Source organism: Wolbachia endosymbiont (group A) of Sturmia bella (genome assembly GCF_964030905.1).
Lineage (GTDB): Bacteria > Pseudomonadota > Alphaproteobacteria > Rickettsiales > Anaplasmataceae > Wolbachia > Wolbachia pipientis.
Genome location: NZ_OZ034988.1, coordinates 933,760 through 948,330, shown reverse-complemented (window position 1 = coordinate 948,330; position 14,571 = coordinate 933,760). Strand labels below are relative to the sequence as shown.

General features: G+C 33.9%; 24 protein-coding genes and 1 pseudogene. 24 read left to right on the top strand and 1 reads right to left on the bottom strand.

Features of this window, described 5'->3' with window-relative positions; genetic code table 11:
• Positions 1-7: 7 nt before the first annotated feature.
• From rplP to ACQH3L_RS04300, 24 genes and pseudogenes are all read left to right on the top strand, one after another.
• On the top strand, positions 8-421 hold the full coding sequence (gene rplP / locus ACQH3L_RS04415; protein WP_010962752.1) for a 50S ribosomal protein L16: 414 nt from the start codon (positions 8-10) through the stop codon (positions 419-421).
• An 11-nt stretch (positions 422-432) separates the two neighbouring features.
• Complete coding sequence (gene rpmC, locus ACQH3L_RS04410) at positions 433-636, top strand: 50S ribosomal protein L29 (RefSeq protein WP_006279350.1); 204 nt, start codon at positions 433-435, stop codon at positions 634-636.
• The gene (gene rpsQ, locus ACQH3L_RS04405; RefSeq protein WP_007549925.1) at positions 629-865 is read left to right on the top strand and encodes a 30S ribosomal protein S17; all 237 of its coding nucleotides are present in this window, start codon (positions 629-631) and stop codon (positions 863-865) included. Before rpmC ends, rpsQ begins: the two co-directional genes overlap by 8 nt.
• 13 nt (positions 866-878) lie before the next feature.
• Entirely contained in the window at positions 879-1,238 is a 360-nt protein-coding gene (gene rplN, locus ACQH3L_RS04400) for a 50S ribosomal protein L14 (protein WP_006279348.1), read from the top strand.
• On the top strand, positions 1,238-1,555 hold the full coding sequence (gene rplX / locus ACQH3L_RS04395) for a 50S ribosomal protein L24 (protein WP_006279347.1): 318 nt from the start codon (positions 1,238-1,240) through the stop codon (positions 1,553-1,555). The genes rplN and rplX overlap by 1 nt, the downstream gene beginning before the upstream one ends.
• A 6-nt stretch (positions 1,556-1,561) precedes the next feature.
• Entirely contained in the window at positions 1,562-2,095 is a 534-nt protein-coding gene (gene rplE / locus ACQH3L_RS04390; protein WP_010962750.1) for a 50S ribosomal protein L5, read from the top strand.
• A gap of 16 nt (positions 2,096-2,111) precedes the next feature.
• Positions 2,112-2,420, top strand: a complete 309-nt coding sequence (rpsN, locus tag ACQH3L_RS04385; protein ID WP_006279345.1) for a 30S ribosomal protein S14 — start codon at positions 2,112-2,114, stop codon at positions 2,418-2,420.
• 21 nt (positions 2,421-2,441) lie between these two features.
• Positions 2,442-2,837 (top strand): 30S ribosomal protein S8, encoded by a 396-nt coding sequence (gene rpsH, locus ACQH3L_RS04380; protein ID WP_007551150.1) that lies wholly within the window; start codon positions 2,442-2,444, stop codon positions 2,835-2,837.
• A 16-nt stretch (positions 2,838-2,853) separates the two neighbouring features.
• A complete protein-coding gene (gene rplF / locus ACQH3L_RS04375; protein WP_007551152.1) occupies positions 2,854-3,399 on the top strand; it encodes a 50S ribosomal protein L6 in 546 nt (181 codons plus the stop codon).
• Between the two features lie 5 nt (positions 3,400-3,404).
• Positions 3,405-3,776, top strand: a complete 372-nt coding sequence (gene rplR / locus ACQH3L_RS04370; RefSeq protein WP_006279867.1) for a 50S ribosomal protein L18 — start codon at positions 3,405-3,407, stop codon at positions 3,774-3,776.
• 12 nt (positions 3,777-3,788) lie between these two features.
• Positions 3,789-4,301, top strand: a complete 513-nt coding sequence (gene rpsE / locus ACQH3L_RS04365; protein ID WP_010962748.1) for a 30S ribosomal protein S5 — start codon at positions 3,789-3,791, stop codon at positions 4,299-4,301.
• A gap of 3 nt (positions 4,302-4,304) precedes the next feature.
• Positions 4,305-4,775, top strand: coding sequence for a 50S ribosomal protein L15 (gene rplO / locus ACQH3L_RS04360; RefSeq protein WP_006279863.1), 471 nt, complete (start codon positions 4,305-4,307; stop codon positions 4,773-4,775).
• A gap of 3 nt (positions 4,776-4,778) precedes the next feature.
• Entirely contained in the window at positions 4,779-6,107 is a 1,329-nt protein-coding gene (gene secY, locus ACQH3L_RS04355; protein ID WP_425384655.1) for a preprotein translocase subunit SecY, read from the top strand.
• The gene (locus ACQH3L_RS04350) at positions 6,104-6,745 is read left to right on the top strand and encodes an adenylate kinase family protein (RefSeq protein ID WP_007550178.1); all 642 of its coding nucleotides are present in this window, start codon (positions 6,104-6,106) and stop codon (positions 6,743-6,745) included. Before secY ends, ACQH3L_RS04350 begins: the two co-directional genes overlap by 4 nt.
• A gap of 59 nt (positions 6,746-6,804) precedes the next feature.
• The gene (gene rpsM / locus ACQH3L_RS04345) at positions 6,805-7,173 is read left to right on the top strand and encodes a 30S ribosomal protein S13 (protein WP_010962745.1); all 369 of its coding nucleotides are present in this window, start codon (positions 6,805-6,807) and stop codon (positions 7,171-7,173) included.
• Positions 7,174-7,197: 24 nt separating this feature from the next.
• Positions 7,198-7,584: a 30S ribosomal protein S11 gene (gene rpsK, locus ACQH3L_RS04340; protein ID WP_015589137.1), complete on the top strand. Its 387-nt coding sequence runs from the start codon at positions 7,198-7,200 to the stop codon at positions 7,582-7,584.
• Between the two features lie 21 nt (positions 7,585-7,605).
• Positions 7,606-8,673: a DNA-directed RNA polymerase subunit alpha gene (locus ACQH3L_RS04335; RefSeq protein ID WP_425384654.1), complete on the top strand. Its 1,068-nt coding sequence runs from the start codon at positions 7,606-7,608 to the stop codon at positions 8,671-8,673.
• Between the two features lie 7 nt (positions 8,674-8,680).
• Positions 8,681-9,109 (top strand): 50S ribosomal protein L17, encoded by a 429-nt coding sequence (gene rplQ / locus ACQH3L_RS04330; RefSeq protein ID WP_007550873.1) that lies wholly within the window; start codon positions 8,681-8,683, stop codon positions 9,107-9,109.
• A 23-nt stretch (positions 9,110-9,132) separates the two neighbouring features.
• Positions 9,133-9,484: pseudogene (locus tag ACQH3L_RS04325) on the top strand (YraN family protein).
• A gap of 41 nt (positions 9,485-9,525) precedes the next feature.
• The gene (gene atpH / locus ACQH3L_RS04320; RefSeq protein ID WP_010962742.1) at positions 9,526-10,086 is read left to right on the top strand and encodes an ATP synthase F1 subunit delta; all 561 of its coding nucleotides are present in this window, start codon (positions 9,526-9,528) and stop codon (positions 10,084-10,086) included.
• The gene (atpA, locus tag ACQH3L_RS04315) at positions 10,083-11,624 is read left to right on the top strand and encodes a F0F1 ATP synthase subunit alpha (RefSeq protein WP_038198926.1); all 1,542 of its coding nucleotides are present in this window, start codon (positions 10,083-10,085) and stop codon (positions 11,622-11,624) included. The genes atpH and atpA overlap by 4 nt, the downstream gene beginning before the upstream one ends.
• Before the next feature lie 9 nt (positions 11,625-11,633).
• Positions 11,634-12,128 carry a transcription elongation factor GreA gene (gene greA / locus ACQH3L_RS04310; RefSeq protein ID WP_010962740.1) on the top strand — a complete coding sequence of 165 codons (495 nt, stop codon included), beginning with the start codon at positions 11,634-11,636 and terminating at the stop codon, positions 12,126-12,128.
• Between the two features lie 6 nt (positions 12,129-12,134).
• Positions 12,135-12,788, top strand: coding sequence for a 3,4-dihydroxy-2-butanone-4-phosphate synthase (ribB, locus tag ACQH3L_RS04305; protein ID WP_425384653.1), 654 nt, complete (start codon positions 12,135-12,137; stop codon positions 12,786-12,788).
• Between the two features lie 71 nt (positions 12,789-12,859).
• Entirely contained in the window at positions 12,860-14,140 is a 1,281-nt protein-coding gene (locus ACQH3L_RS04300; RefSeq protein WP_182282544.1) for a M48 family metalloprotease, read from the top strand.
• 21 nt (positions 14,141-14,161) lie between these two features.
• On the opposite strand, the gene ACQH3L_RS04295 is transcribed toward ACQH3L_RS04300, so the two are convergent.
• The gene (locus tag ACQH3L_RS04295) at positions 14,162-14,497 is read right to left on the bottom strand and encodes a TrbC/VirB2 family protein (RefSeq protein ID WP_425384652.1); all 336 of its coding nucleotides are present in this window, start codon (positions 14,495-14,497) and stop codon (positions 14,162-14,164) included.
• Positions 14,498-14,571: the final 74 nt, after the last annotated feature.

Genomic DNA, 14,571 nt, shown 5'->3' with positions numbered 1-14,571 from the left:
TATTGAAATGTTTATTCCTAAAAAAAGTAAATATAAAAAAGTATTTAAAGGACGAATTAAGGGTAACACGAAAGGTGGTAGCACATTATCTTTTGGAGATTATGGTCTAAAGGCTATGGAAGCAGGTAGGATTCAATCTAAGCATATTGAAACTGCAAGGCGTGTAATATCTAGAACATTAAAACGCTCTGGTAAAGTGTGGATAAGAATTTTTCCTGATACCCCTGTTAGTAAAAAGCCGGCGGATGTGCGTATGGGTAAAGGGAAAGGTAGTGTTGAGTTTTGGGTATTTAAAGCTAAGCCCGGTAGAATGTTGTTTGAAATTAGCAGTGATGTTCCCATGCATTTAGCAAGATTGGCGCTTGAAAAGGCAACTGCTAAGCTTCCTATGAAGTGTAAATTTGTATCTAATCATAATTAAATGGAGTTGCAATGGATATAGCTGACATTGAATCGAGGTCCTCGCAAGAATTGCATGAAATTCTTGTGAATTTGAGAAAAGAGTTTGTTAATTTGGTTTTTCAAAAGAAGCTGGGCCAGTGCAACAATATTTCGCGTTTTAGCTTAATAAGAAAGAGCATAGCTCGTATTTTAACTACATTAAATAAAAGAAGAAGAGAGGAAAAGAATGCCTAAAAAGGTTTTTTGTGGTACTGTAACTAAGGCTAAGTGTGATAAGACTGTAAAGGTTTCGGTATTACAAGTGTATAAGGATGAGCTGTATAAAAAGGTTATAAAAAAATACAAGAAGTATACAGCACATGATGAGAATAATAGTTGTAAAGAAGGGGACAAGGTTTTAATACAAGAACACAAGCCTATTTCTACTACTAAAAAATGGGTTATTGTTAATAGCTCACATTGAATAGGATATTTATATGATTCAAAAAAATACATTGTTGGAAGTAGCTGATAATTCTGGCGCGCGTGCAGTGCTTTGTATTGGTTTATTGGGTGGTAGAAAGTCTGCATCTATAGGTGACACAGTTATTGTATCTACTAAATCTATTACTCCAAGAGGGAAAGTTGAGAAGGGAAAAGTATATAGAGCAGTTGTGGTGAGGGTGAAAAGCCCTATTAGGAAATCTGATGGTTCTGTAATTCGTTTTTCTAGCAATGCTGTAGTTTTGATTAACGATCAAGGTGAACCACTTGGCACTCGGGTGTTTGGTCCGGTAAAAAAGTTATCATCTGGTTCTTTTATGAAGATAATGTCATTAGCTGTTGAGGTTTTATAATGAGTGCTAAAATAAAAAGTGGTGACGACGTTATAGTTTTAACTGGTAAAGATAAGGGAAAAATTGGTAAGGTAATCAAAGTTATAGCACGTGATGCTAAAAAGAAAGTAATTGTTTCTGGAGTGAATGTGCATAAGAGACATACTAAACCAAAAGCTGGTAGTAGTGGTGGTATATTAAATAAAGAGTTAGCTATTGATATATCCAACGTTGCAACATTGGACCCTAAATATAAAACTCCAACTAGAGTGGGGTTTAAGGTTATAGACGGTAGAAAAGTGCGTTTTGCAAAAGTTTCTGGAGAAGTGATAGATTAGGTTGATATGTTTAAAGAATTGTATAAAGATAGCATAGTAAAGTCCTTGAAGGATAAGTTTAATTACGGCAATATAATGCAAGTGCCTAAACTTGTCAAGGTGTGTATCAATATGGGCGTTGGAGATGCTGCTACAGATAGTAAAGCAATAAATGAACCACTTGATAGCCTATATTTGATTGCTGGGCAGAAGCCTTTATCAACTTTTGCAAAAAAATCTATTTCTGGCTTCAAGATCAGAAAAGGTGCTACAGTAGGTTGCAAAGTAACTTTGCGTAGAGATAAAATGTATGAGTTTTTAGAAAGATTGATATATATTGCTTTGCCAAGGGAAAAAGATTTTAGAGGATTTAGTGTGAAGCAATTTGACGGTAATGGTAATTTTTCCTTTGGTATAAAGGAACATATCTCGTTTTTAGAAATAGACTATGATAAAATAAGTAAAATTAGAGGTATGGATATTAATATTATAACAAGTGCAGTTAGTGATAAGGAAGCAAAGGAATTATTACTGGCTCTTAAATTTCCTTTTTTTGATTAATTGAGAGGAGAAATATATGGCAAAAAAATCTATGATAGAAAGAAATCTTCGCAGAATAAAGTTGTGCGATCAATATAAAGAAAAAAGAGAAAAATTGAAATCTATAATAAATAATAAGAATTTGTCTATTGTAGAAAGGTTTACAGCTCAAAATAAATTAATTAAAAAATTGCCTAGAAATTCTTCTAAAACCAAAATTAGAAATAGGTGTGCTTTAACTGGGAGACCAAGAGGAGTATATAGAAAATTTGGTTTATGTAGAATTGTTTTGCGTGATTTATGTTCTTTTGGGCAAATTCCAGGAGTTACAAAGTCTAGTTGGTAAATATAATATAAGGAGTATATTGTGGCGTTATCTGATAGTATTGGTGATTTTTTAACAAGGATACGTAATGCTCAATTGGCAATGCATAGGGCAACAAGGGTACTATTTTCTAAGATGAATTCTTCTATATTGGAGATTTTAAAAGAGGAAGGGTATATCCTTGATTATGAAAAGCAAGTTGTAGATAACTTACCTTCTTTCATTGTAAAATTGAAGTATTATGAGAAGTCACCTGTAATTAGTGACATAGTTAGGGTGTCAAAGCCTGGTTGTCGTCGTTATTCTAAGTATAAGGACATTTCTAAAGCATATAATGGTCTTGGTATTTTTATTATATCGACACCCAAAGGAGTGATGACTGATTATAATGCACATAAATTAAAGGTTGGTGGAGAAGTTTTGTGTCGTGTGTTTTAAATAATAGGAGAAATTCATGTCTCGTATAGGTGCTGCTCCTATCAATATTCCTGCTGGTGTTTCAGTTGAATATAATAATGGTAGTATGTTAATAAAGAGTGCTAAGGCTGAAAAGGAAGTTAGCTTGATCAGGGATGTTGTGTGTCAGATTATTGATAATCAGCTATTGCTTTCTGTTGATCAAGATAAAGATAATTATGATAAAATAAAGCCTATGTGGGGCACTTATAGGAGTAATATTAATAATATCATTAACGGCATGGTTGATGGTTTTTCTGTTAATCTTGAGATTAACGGTGTGGGATATAAGGCAGAGTGTGATGGTAAGTATTTGACTTTATATCTTGGTTATAGCCATAATGTTAAATATAAAGTGCCTAAAGATGTTGAGATTAAGTGCATAAAGCCAACTCACTTAGTAGTTAGTGGTATGGATAAGCAGAAGGTCTATATGGTGGCGTCTGATATATGCAAAATTAGAAAATATGATCCTTATAAAGGTAAGGGTGTTGTAATAAAAGGCAAATTTATGCTGCGTAAGGTTGTAAGTAAAAAGAAGTAATAAAAATGAAAAGATCGTATAATTTTTTAAGTAATTCTGAAAAAAGGAAGTTACGTAATAGAGCGAAGCTTGACAAGAGCGCTGAACGTTTACGTATATCCATATTTAAATCTAATAGGCATTTTTATGTCCAGTTAATTAATGATGTAAAAGGAATAACTCTCACTTCAGCTTCTACTTTGGATGCTAAAATTAAGGATGTATGTAAAGGGAAAGTCAACGCTGAAACTATAAAACAGGTTTCTTCTTTAATGGTTGAGCGTCTGTCTGGCATGAAATTAGAGCAGCAGCTTACGTTTGATCGTGGAGCGTATAAATACACAGGATTAGTTTCTCAATTTGCTGAGGCTTTAAGAAGTTCTGGATTTGAATTTTAGAAGGTTTTGAATATGGCTATAAAGAATTTACAAAATAATAATGATTTATCAGAGCTTTTAGTTTCGGTACGAAGAGTGACAACGGTTACCAAAGGTGGTAGAAGATTTTCATTTTCAATTTTGGTTGTTGTTGGCGATGAGAAGGGTAGGGTAGGGTGTGGAATAGGTAAGCACGCAGAAGTTGCTGAAGCAAGAGTCAAAGCTGTAAATGCTGCAAAGAAATCAATGATTAGAGTGTACTTGCGTGAAGGTAGAACTTTGCATCATGATATTAAAGCTAAATTTTGTTCTGGTGAGATAGTTTTAAGAACCGCAAGAGCCGGAACAGGTATTATTGCTGGTGGAGCGATTAGATCAGTTTTTGAGGTGTTAGGTATAAAGGATGTGGTAGCTAAATCCACTAGATCAAATAATCCTCATAACGTTATATGTGCGGTGTTTAAGGCTTTTGATAGTATGTTATCTCCTCGTCAGGTAGCAAGCAAAAGAGGCAAAAAGATTAGCGAGATAGTTGGAAACAGGTAAAGTATGAATAATGCTGTAAAATTAAACTCTATATTTACTAAATTATCTAAGAAAAAGAAGCCTAAGTTGCTGGGTAGAGGTATCGGTTGTGGTAAAGGTAAAACATCCGGTAGAGGGCATAAAGGGCAGAAGGCTAGAAGTGGAGTTTCTATAAATGGTTTTGAGGGTGGACAACAGTCTATATATACTCGTTTGCCTAAAAGAGGTTTTAAGCCTATACGTAGGAGCATATACTCTATAATTAATGTTGGCGATATACAGCGCTTAATGGAAGCTAAAAAAATAGTGAAAGACTCTGTTATAGATAAGGAGAGGCTGTATAAATTAGGTTTTATAAAGTCTATTAAGGATAAAATTAAACTTCTTAATAAAGGTAAGTTGAGCGAAAAATTTGTGTTTCATGTTGATTTTGCGTCAGAAGCTGCAAAAAAATCTGTAGCTTCAGTTGGTGGTAGTGTGGAAATACTATCGTAAGTCATGGGCAATAAATCAGCATTTAATAGCTTGGATACTACGTTGTTATATAAAGGCGATTTATTAAAGCGTATATTTTTTACGCTAATAGCTTTAATTTGCTATCGCTTGGGTACTTATGTGCCTATTCCTGGAATTAATCTTGATGTAATTAATGATATATTTCCCAAAGATGGCTCAGGCGTTTTTGGAGTATTTAATTTATTTTCTGGTGGTGCATTGGCTAGAATGACAATTCTAGCATTGAACGTTATGCCATATATAATGGCTTCTATCATTATTCAGTTACTTTCTTCTGCGATTAAAGGAATGAAGGAAGTTAAGAATGATGGAGAGTCAGGCCGTAGAAAGATGAATTCTTATATACGCTATCTGACCATAGTAATTTGTGTATTTCAATCAATTCCAATTTTGGTTGGATTGGAAGGGATGAATAGGGAAGGGGTATTGGTTGTAATCGAACCTGGTGTTATGTTTCGTACAATAGGTGTTTTCAGCCTTTTAGGTGGAACTATGCTTTTAATATGGCTTGGTGAACGAATCAGCGCTAGCGGTATAGGCAATGGTATCTCATTAATCATTTTCACGGGTATAATATCAGAGTTACACAGCGCTTTGTCATCTTTGTTAACGTTAAATAAAAACGGTAGCGTATCGTTATTTATTATCCTTTTTGTTTTGGTATTGTTTTTTTTGCTGCTACTCTTAGTCATTTTTGTAGAGTCTTCTTATAGAAAGGTTATTGTTCAACATCCTAAAAAGCAATTTAAAAGATTACATAATGACGATTTTACTTATATTCCATTGAAGATTAATTTATCTGGTGTAGTACCAACCATTTTTGCTAATGCAATTTTATTGACACCTATTTCAATTGCAAATTTCTATAAGGGGCACGCTTTTTCTGATTTTATTTTGAATTACTTTATGGCAAATAAAGTAGTATATATTGTAGCCTATTTGGTGCTGATAGTATTTTTTAATTTTTTCTATACCAATTTTATATTTAATCCAGAGGAAAACGCAGATTTTCTTAAAAAAAATGGTGGTTTTATACCTGGTAGAAGGCCTGGGAAACATACTTCTGATTACCTTCAAGATATAGTTTTTAAGTTGACATTCATTGGCTCTGCGTATTTGGTAGTCATATGTACTGTACCTGAAGTTATGAGATATTATTATGATATACCATTTATTTTTGGTGGGACGAGCTTACTGATTATAGTGAACGTTATTACTGATACTATTATGCAAATACAATCTTATATTTTTTCAAATAGGTACGACAACTGGATAAAGAAATATGAGTCTAAAACGAGGAAAGTAAGATGATCATTACGATTTTTGGTCCTCCAGGTTCTGGTAAAGGTACTCAGTCAAGCTTGTTAATAGCAAAATATAATTTAAAATTAATTTCAGTAGGGGATTTATTAAGGAATATTATATCTAGCAGTAGTGAGTTAGGTAAAAAAATAAAGGGTACCGTGGAATCTGGTAATTTAATTCAAGATGAAATTATATGTGGATTATTACGTGACCAGCTTGCATTAGTGGATGATAATTGCTTATTAGATGGTTTTCCGAGAAATTTAAACCAGGCTCATTTTTTGACTCAAGTTTTGCAAGAAAAATATAATAGGGATGTTGACATTGTAGTTGAGCTGCAGCTTGACGATAATATTGCAATCGATAGGTTAAAAAATCGTCTCGCGTGTTTGGACTGTAAAAGCATATATAGTGTATCTTCTTTTAAGAGTACTACTTGTGCTAAATGTAAAAGTACGAGGTTAGAGAAAAGAATTGATGATGCTGATATGTCTGCAATTAATAAGAGAATAAGTGAATATCACCTTCAAATGAAAGGTTTACGCGAGTATTATAAAGGCAAATTATTAACAATTGACGCTAATTTGAGTGTTGATGAGGTAACGCAAGAGATTGAAAGTAAAATTTCTTGTAATTTGGTTTGACTCTGAGTTGTTTTATGGTATAAATTAAGAGTTGTTATTAATAAAGTATCGAGGTACCAGTGGCACGTATTGCAGGCATAAATATTCCAGTGAGGAAATGTGTTCCTTTTGCATTAACTTATATATATGGTATAGGTATTGCTACTGCGAATGTAATTTGTCACGCTTGCGAAGTTGATAAGCGCAAACGTGTTTCAGAATTACGAGATGAAGATATAGAAAAGATCAGCGGTTTCATTAGACAAAATTATGTTATAGAAGGTGAGCTCAGAAAAGAAGTGGCTATGAACATAAAATCTTTAGTGGAAATGGGATGCTATAGAGGGGTGAGACATAGAAAAGGTTTACCTGTGAGAGGGCAAAGGACTCATACTAATGCTAAGACTCGTAAAGGTAGATCTCGGTTGCCTATTGCTGGGAAAAAATAAAATTTATTATTATTGTGAGTTTTAATGAAAAAAGTCAAAACGGTTAGTAAGAGTAAGAAGGAGTTTATTACTGGTGTTGTCCATATTCGTGCAACTTTTAATAATACTTTTGTAAATGTAACTGATGTTCATGGTAATACGCTATGTCAAACTTCTGTGGGTGCATGTGGTTTTTCAGGTTCGAGAAAATCCACACCTTATGCTGCAGGTAAGGCTGCGGAGTCTGCTGCGAAGAACGCAATGGAGAGATTTGGTATGAAGGTTGTCTCTGTAATAATTCGCGGCCCTGGCTTTGGTACCGAAGCTGCGGTTAAAGCACTTCAGAGCTGTGGGTTGACTGTGACTTCAATTGCAGATAAAACCGCAATTCCTCATAATGGGTGCAGGTTAAGAAAAAAAAGAAGAGTATAGGATATTTGAAAAGGTTGTTTTATGTATTATAATAATGATGTTTCTCTCTGTAGCAATTTAGATAAATTGATTAAACCTAGTTCAGTTAAGGTAATATCAGATGATTCAAGTGAAAAAAGTGATATAGTGCTAGAACCGTTGGAAAGTGGTTTTGCTTTAACATTAGGCAATGCATTAAGACGTGTAATGTTATCTTCTCTTAAAGGTAGTGCTGTTTATGGAATAAAAATTGAAGGTGTAACTCATGAGTTCACTTCAATTCAAGGGGTGAGAGAAGACGTAACTGATATAGTATTAAATATGGGTATGTTGAGGTGTAAATTAAATGGTGCTTCTAATAAATGCTTAAATTTAAACGCTAAAGGGCCTTGCCAGGTATTAGCTGGGATGATAGAAACTGATGATCAATGCTCTATTGTTAATAAAGATTTGTTAATATGTACGCTGGGGCAAGATGTGGAGCTTAACATGACCATATATGTGGCTAGCGGAAAAGGTTATCTTCCTGTAACTAAATATAAAGAAAATGAACTTTTGAAGCTTATGAGTGAACAGGATTTAATTGGTTTTATTCCAGTTAATGCTTTGTATAGCCCTGTCAACAGGGTTTCGTACAGGGTAGAGAACAGTCGTGTTGGCCAAGTGACTGATAAGGATAAGCTGATATTGTCAATTGAAACTGATGGTACAATTTCTCCGAGTCAAGCTGTTGACTCTGCTGCAAGAATATTACAGGAGCAACTTCAGCCCTTTATTAGTTCTGATGTAAGTTATAAAAAATCGCAGGTTTCTTCGTCTAGTGGGGCTAAAGATTTGGGTTATGACCCTGTCTTATTGCGTAAGGTAGATGAAATGGAATTATCTGTCAGGTCTCATAACTGTCTGAAAAACGAAAACATCACTTATATAGGTGATCTTGTACAAAAGACAGAAGGTGAAATGTTAAGAACTGCTAATTTTGGCAGAAAGTCTTTGAATGAGATTAAGGCAGTTTTGACTAATTTTGGCTTGTCTTTGGGTATGAATGTGCTAAACTGGCCACCTAAGGATATAGATGAGTTGGCTAAACAACATACTGATGAAGATTAGGTGATATATGAAACATGGAATAAAAAAACGTAAACTATCTCGTTGTACTGAACATAGATTATCGACGTTAAAGAATCTATCTATCTCATTAATTAACCATGAGCAGATTGTAACTACTTTACCAAAAGCTAAGGAACTTCGTCCATATGTCGAAAAGTTTATTACAATTGCTAAGAATAAGAATACTTTACATGGTAGAAGACTTTTGCTTTCACGCCTTCATAATAGTAAGTTAGCAGTTGATAAGTTATTAAACGTCTTAGCCAGCCGTTATCAAGATCGTAAAGGTGGGTATTCTAGAATAATAAAATTTAGCACTCGAAAGGGTGATTGCGCTTCAATGGCAGTGATAGAACTGGTTGATAGGGATATTGCAGCAAGAGGTAAGGTTTATAGTAAAAATAAAGAAGGAGGCAAAGTAGTTACACAAAGTTAATTGTTATCATAATTGTTCTTCTTGTGGTAAGTAGGTTACGCTACTTTGTAGGTTACTTTGGCGAGTTATTAGTTTTAGTATATTTAAAACTGAAATGGTATAATGTTATAAAACGCCGTTACCGTTGTAAGTTCGGTGAAATTGACTTAATTGTATCTAAAAAAAAAGGAGCTGATTTTTATAGAAGTTAAAACAAGTTTACTTGGAAAAGAAATACCGATATCTCATCTTCAATGTCAGTCTATTATAAATTCTTCTAAGTATTTCTTAAGTAAAAACCTTAGTTTTTTAGATTATTCAGTCAGATATGATTTATATTTTCTTTCCTTAAAGAGAAGACCTGTTTATATAAAAAATGCTTGGATTGAAGAATGAAAGATTTGTAGCTGAATTAATTTAGATTTACTGGATTTAATATGAAAAAGACCCAATACAATAATTTAGTTTCATCTTACGCTAGAGTGCTATTTCATGTCTCAGGAAGCAGGTTAGGTATTATAAGGAAAGAAGTAGAATTTTTGTTGGCTTTTTTTAAGGATCAACGTGATGTTTTTGTGTACCTATCTCATCCTATGATTTCTTTTGCACACAAAAAAGAAGTGATGCTTTCTATAAATGAGCACTTGAGTGAGAATTTAGTAAAATTTATTATGGTTATATTTGCAAATAAACGCTCTAGTTTATTGATCCTTATATTAGAAAAATTCTTAAGTCTTGCAAGAGAAAATGAAAATGAATTCGAAATTACTATAAAGTCAGCAGAAACTTTAAAGGAATCTGATATAAAAATAATTACTGAATCTTTGAGCTTTCTTGGTAAAATAATAAAAGTAAGCAATGTGGTTGACCCTTCTATACTAGGTGGCTTCGTAGTTAGGTATGGTTTTAATTTAATCGATGCTTCGCTAAAAAGTTACTTGGATAGGTTAGTTGACTTAAGTAAAATGGAAATATTAAAAGTAAGGAATTTTGTATGAAGAACAGTATGAATGTTTCTGAGATAGCAAGTATAATAAGAGAAAAGGTTGAGACGTTTGATAATCCTATAAAGCGGGAAAATATAGGTGAAGTAATTTCAGTAACAGATGGTATCGCATTGGTTTATGGGCTGGAAAAAGCAAAATTCGGTGAAAAGGTATTTTTTGCAAGTGGTGTAGAAGGAATAGTTCTCGATTTAGATCATAATACGGCTGGAATAGTTGTGCTTGGTAATGACCGTGATGTGAAAGAAGGGGACGTTGTAAAATGTAGTGGTGATGTTGTGCAGGTGCCTGTAGGGCATGAATTGTTAGGGAGAGTTGTAAATGCGTTGGGCCATCCTATGGACGACGGTGGGGAAATTAGAGCCAAAAACAGAATGGATATAGAATCTAAAGCGCCAGGCATTATTGATCGTAAGTCTGTGCATGAGCCACTGCAAACAGGAATTAAAATTATAGATTTGCTAATTCCAATAGGTAGAGGGCAGCGTGAATTAATTATTGGTGATAGACAAATTGGTAAAACTACTATTGCGCTTGATACTATTATCAATCAGAAGAAGATTAACGATGAGGTAAACGAAAATCAAAAAGTTTACTGTGTTTATGTTGCTATTGGGCAAAAAATTTCAACAGTAGCAAAAGTGGTAAATAAGCTGAAAGAAAGCGGAGCATTAGAGTATACAACTGTAGTTGTGGCTAGTGCATCTGACTGCGCGCCTATGCAATTTTTAGCACCTTATGCTGGTTGCACTATTGGGGAATTTTTCCGTGACAATGGAATGCATTGTTTGATTATATATGATGATTTATCTAAGCATGCTGTGGCATATAGGCAGATGTCTTTATTGCTCAGACGTCCTCCTGGTCGTGAAGCTTACCCTGGAGATATATTCTATGTACATTCTCGCTTGCTTGAAAGAGCTGCTAAAATGTCTGATAAAAAAGGGCAGGGTTCTTTAACTGCTTTGCCAATTGTCGAAACTCAAGCTGGTGATGTATCCGCATATGTGCCAACAAATGTTATTTCAATTACCGATGGGCAGATCTTTCTTGAGTCTGAATTATTTTATAAAGGATTTCGACCTGCAGTAAATATAGGTTTGTCGGTTTCACGGGTTGGTTCTGCTGCACAATTAAAGTCTGTGAAAAAAGTTGCTGGTTCTATAAAGCTAAGCTTAGCTCAGTATAGAGAATTAGAAGATTTTGCAAAATTTGGTTCTGATCTTGATGCTAGTGTTCAATTATCCTTGAATAAGGGTAAATATCTTGTTGAGTTATTAAAGCAAAAACAACATTTACCTATGTCAATAGAAGAGCAAGTAGTGCTGATGTATATTTTTTCTAACCTGTATAATCAGTTAAGTAAAATACAAATAAGTAACGTTAATAAATTTGAACATGATCTTGTTAATTATTTTCGTACTGTACACCCTGGGGTTTTAAAAAAGTTGTCAAATGACATGAATGGTGATATAAAAGGTGATATTTTTAATATTGTGAGTAATTTTGTTACTCAATTTAATTGCGTTTAGGTGGTAATTATGGCTTCATCTATTATTAATAAATTTCCTATGACGAGGGAAGGTTTTGAGAATATGCAAGCCGAACTTGAAAAATTAAAGGAAGAAAAGCCTTCTGTTATACAAGCTATTTCTGATGCTCGTGATCAAGGTGATTTGTCTGAAAACGCAGAGTATCATGCTGCACGGGAAAGGTTAGGTTTTATTGAAGGCCGTATAATGGAGATAGAAAGTAAGCTCTCACATGCGGAAGTAATAGAAGTAAAAAATTTGTCTGGTGATTCAGTAATATTTGGTGCAACTGTGACATTAAGAATGTTAAGTGATAATAACGGTGAAGTGGAATATGTTTATAAGGTTGTAGGCGAATATGAAGCTGATGTTTCAAAGCAGTTAATATCTACTAGTTCACCACTCGGGAGTGCCTTAATCGGCAAAAAAGTCGGTGAGTATGTGGAAGTGACAGTGCCAAATGGAGAGAAATTGTATAAAATAGTTAAGATTGAATTTAAGTAAATTATTATGGTACAGGCCACTTATGCTTCAATGAGTCTACCCGGTATTTCTTCTGTGGAAGATGTATTAGAGGATGCTCGTTCCGGTAAATTGTTCATTTTAGTTGATGATGAAAGTAGAGAGAATGAAGGTGATTTGGTTGTCTTAGCTGAAAAAGTAAAACCAGAACATATGGCTTTTATGGTTAGATACGGTACTGGTATTGTATTTTTAGCTATGACAAAGCTTCATATGAGTAAACTAAATCTTGAGTTTATGAGGAAGAGCAATGTAGATGAAAAGCTTACTCCTCATACTGCATTTACTACGTCAATTGATGCGCGTTATGGCATTACAACAGGTGTTTCTGCTCATGATAGAACGCATACGATACTTACTGCCATTGATGAAAAGAGTACTAAGGACGATATTATTACTCCAGGGCATGTTTTCCCTATTATTGCAAATGAAGGCGGGGTTTTAGCACGCAATGGTCACACTGAAGCAAGTGTTGAAATAGCAAAGTTGGTTGGTCTTAATCATGCAGCTGTAGGGTGTGAATTAGTGAATGATGATGGCTCTATGATGCGCTTACCTCAGTTGCTTAAATTTGCTGAACAACATAAAATTAAGTTAACTACCATCGACAAACTTATCAGTTACGTTCAAAAATTAAACTAGCGTTTATAAATTTGTATAATTTAAGTGTTAAAATATAAAATTCCTGTAAATTATACAAGCACAGAATTTTCATGTTTAGAATTGCTAAGTTTTTGACCTTATTGTTCTTTCTTGCATATTATAATAATGCTTACTCTATTAACATTATTAGAGATAGTGAGGTGGAAGCAATAGTGAAAGAGCTAGCGCAACCTTTATTTTCTGCTGCAGATATTGATCATGATCAAGTGAAAGTTTTTGTAATTAATGACAGTTCGATTAATGCTTTTGTAATTAACAATAACAGTATCTTCATTCATTTAGGGCTTTTACGATATTCGGCTAAACCTTATGTCTTGCTTGGTATATTAGCACATGAGATTGCTCACATATCTGCTGGTCATATATTGCAAATGAGTAGTGCTATGGGTTATTTTCAATCGATAGCAATGATTAGTTATATGGTAGGATTAGTTTCTAGTATTATCATTAACCCTCAGGTTGCTGGTGCAATTTTGCTTAGTGGTGTAGCACTCAGTTCAAGGCTATTTTTTAACTATTCTCAAGAGCAAGAAAGTGTAGCAGATAGCTATGCTTTAAGGTACCTTGATGAATCTGGCTATGATAATTCAGGTATGAAAGAGATTTTTGATTATTTTAAAAGTATTGAGCATGAGAATACCGAGGAATATTTCCGTACTCACCCACTTAGTGAGAAACGTATATTTGCTGTACAGAATTATAAGGTCAAAAACAACGTAAAACCAATTTTTGCGGATAAGTTACTAAAGTTTGAGCGTGTGGTTGCAAAGCTAGACTCTTTCTTTGCTCCTATTCATGTGTTATCTAATAAATATGAAGATAATTCTGAGTATGTAAATGCTATAGTTTGCTATAGGCAAGGAAAGATAGAGGAGGCTATTGCTAAAGTTAATTCATTGATTCAAGAGTCACGCAATGACCCATACCTATATGAATTAAAAGCAGAAATGCTATACAAGGCTGGAAATTTAAGTGAAGCAATAAAAATGTATGAGGAATCGCTTAGGTATTTATCTGAGAAAAACAGTTATTTAGTGAAACTTGCATTATCTCATACTTTATTATTACACGGTGATGCAAAAAAGGCAATTTTTTACCTGGAGCAGATTTTGAATGTAGAACCAAATAACGCTTTTGTCTGGAAATATTTAAGCGTTGCATATAAATGTGACGCTGATACGGCAATGCATTATTTTGCTTTGACAAAAAAGGCTTGTATTGAAGGTGATTTAAAGCAATTTACAAAATATGCTGAGCTAGCTGTTAAAACTTTACCAAAAGATAGCCCTTATTTGTTGCAAGTTGAAGATATGAAGCGATTTAATGGATAACAAAAAAGCATTTCTGTACTTTTATGGGTTTCTCTTTCCACAATTTTCCAACATAGCTTTTGCTTCATCGCTTACATTGGGCATAATTTTCGTTATGATAGTTTTAGCGCCAAAAAATACACCACAGAACATGCCAAGAGCAAAGAGGGCTGGCCACGGCATCCTGCCAAATATTGCAAGCAAAGCTGCACCAATTATTACTACCGTCATAAGTGGACCGCCTATCCCCCAAACATAACCAATAATATTGCATATTACTTTAGTTGTGTCATCCATATCAGGGTCAGCTGCATAACCTGAGAAAGAGAAAAGGAATACTACGCAAAAAACACTAAAAAATTCCATTATAGAGCTCATTTTTTTGCCTATAAATAATAAATTAACGTAAACCTACACCTACACATATTTTTATTTTAAAGTAAAAATTATAA

Bases quoted from the DNA above. Each gene is read 5' to 3' on its own strand.
- rplP (WP_010962752.1), top strand. From the start codon at position 8: ATGTTTATTCCTAAAAAAAGTAAATATAAAAAAGTATTTAAAGGACGA.
- rpmC (WP_006279350.1), top strand. From the start codon at position 433: ATGGATATAGCTGACATTGAATCGAGGTCCTCGCAAGAATTGCATGAA.
- rpsQ (WP_007549925.1), top strand. From the start codon at position 629: ATGCCTAAAAAGGTTTTTTGTGGTACTGTAACTAAGGCTAAGTGTGAT.
- rplN (WP_006279348.1), top strand. From the start codon at position 879: ATGATTCAAAAAAATACATTGTTGGAAGTAGCTGATAATTCTGGCGCG.
- rplX (WP_006279347.1), top strand. From the start codon at position 1,238: ATGAGTGCTAAAATAAAAAGTGGTGACGACGTTATAGTTTTAACTGGT.
- rplE (WP_010962750.1), top strand. From the start codon at position 1,562: ATGTTTAAAGAATTGTATAAAGATAGCATAGTAAAGTCCTTGAAGGAT.
- rpsN (WP_006279345.1), top strand. From the start codon at position 2,112: ATGGCAAAAAAATCTATGATAGAAAGAAATCTTCGCAGAATAAAGTTG.
- rplF (WP_007551152.1), top strand. From the start codon at position 2,854: ATGTCTCGTATAGGTGCTGCTCCTATCAATATTCCTGCTGGTGTTTCA.
- rplR (WP_006279867.1), top strand. From the start codon at position 3,405: ATGAAAAGATCGTATAATTTTTTAAGTAATTCTGAAAAAAGGAAGTTA.
- rpsE (WP_010962748.1), top strand. From the start codon at position 3,789: ATGGCTATAAAGAATTTACAAAATAATAATGATTTATCAGAGCTTTTA.
- rplO (WP_006279863.1), top strand. From the start codon at position 4,305: ATGAATAATGCTGTAAAATTAAACTCTATATTTACTAAATTATCTAAG.
- secY (WP_425384655.1), top strand. From the start codon at position 4,779: ATGGGCAATAAATCAGCATTTAATAGCTTGGATACTACGTTGTTATAT.
- ACQH3L_RS04350 (WP_007550178.1), top strand. From the start codon at position 6,104: ATGATCATTACGATTTTTGGTCCTCCAGGTTCTGGTAAAGGTACTCAG.
- rpsK (WP_015589137.1), top strand. From the start codon at position 7,198: ATGAAAAAAGTCAAAACGGTTAGTAAGAGTAAGAAGGAGTTTATTACT.
- ACQH3L_RS04335 (WP_425384654.1), top strand. From the start codon at position 7,606: ATGTATTATAATAATGATGTTTCTCTCTGTAGCAATTTAGATAAATTG.
- rplQ (WP_007550873.1), top strand. From the start codon at position 8,681: ATGAAACATGGAATAAAAAAACGTAAACTATCTCGTTGTACTGAACAT.
- atpH (WP_010962742.1), top strand. From the start codon at position 9,526: ATGAAAAAGACCCAATACAATAATTTAGTTTCATCTTACGCTAGAGTG.
- atpA (WP_038198926.1), top strand. From the start codon at position 10,083: ATGAAGAACAGTATGAATGTTTCTGAGATAGCAAGTATAATAAGAGAA.
- greA (WP_010962740.1), top strand. From the start codon at position 11,634: ATGGCTTCATCTATTATTAATAAATTTCCTATGACGAGGGAAGGTTTT.
- ribB (WP_425384653.1), top strand. From the start codon at position 12,135: ATGGTACAGGCCACTTATGCTTCAATGAGTCTACCCGGTATTTCTTCT.
- ACQH3L_RS04300 (WP_182282544.1), top strand. From the start codon at position 12,860: ATGTTTAGAATTGCTAAGTTTTTGACCTTATTGTTCTTTCTTGCATAT.
- ACQH3L_RS04295 (WP_425384652.1), bottom strand. From the start codon at position 14,497: ATGAGCTCTATAATGGAATTTTTTAGTGTTTTTTGCGTAGTATTCCTT.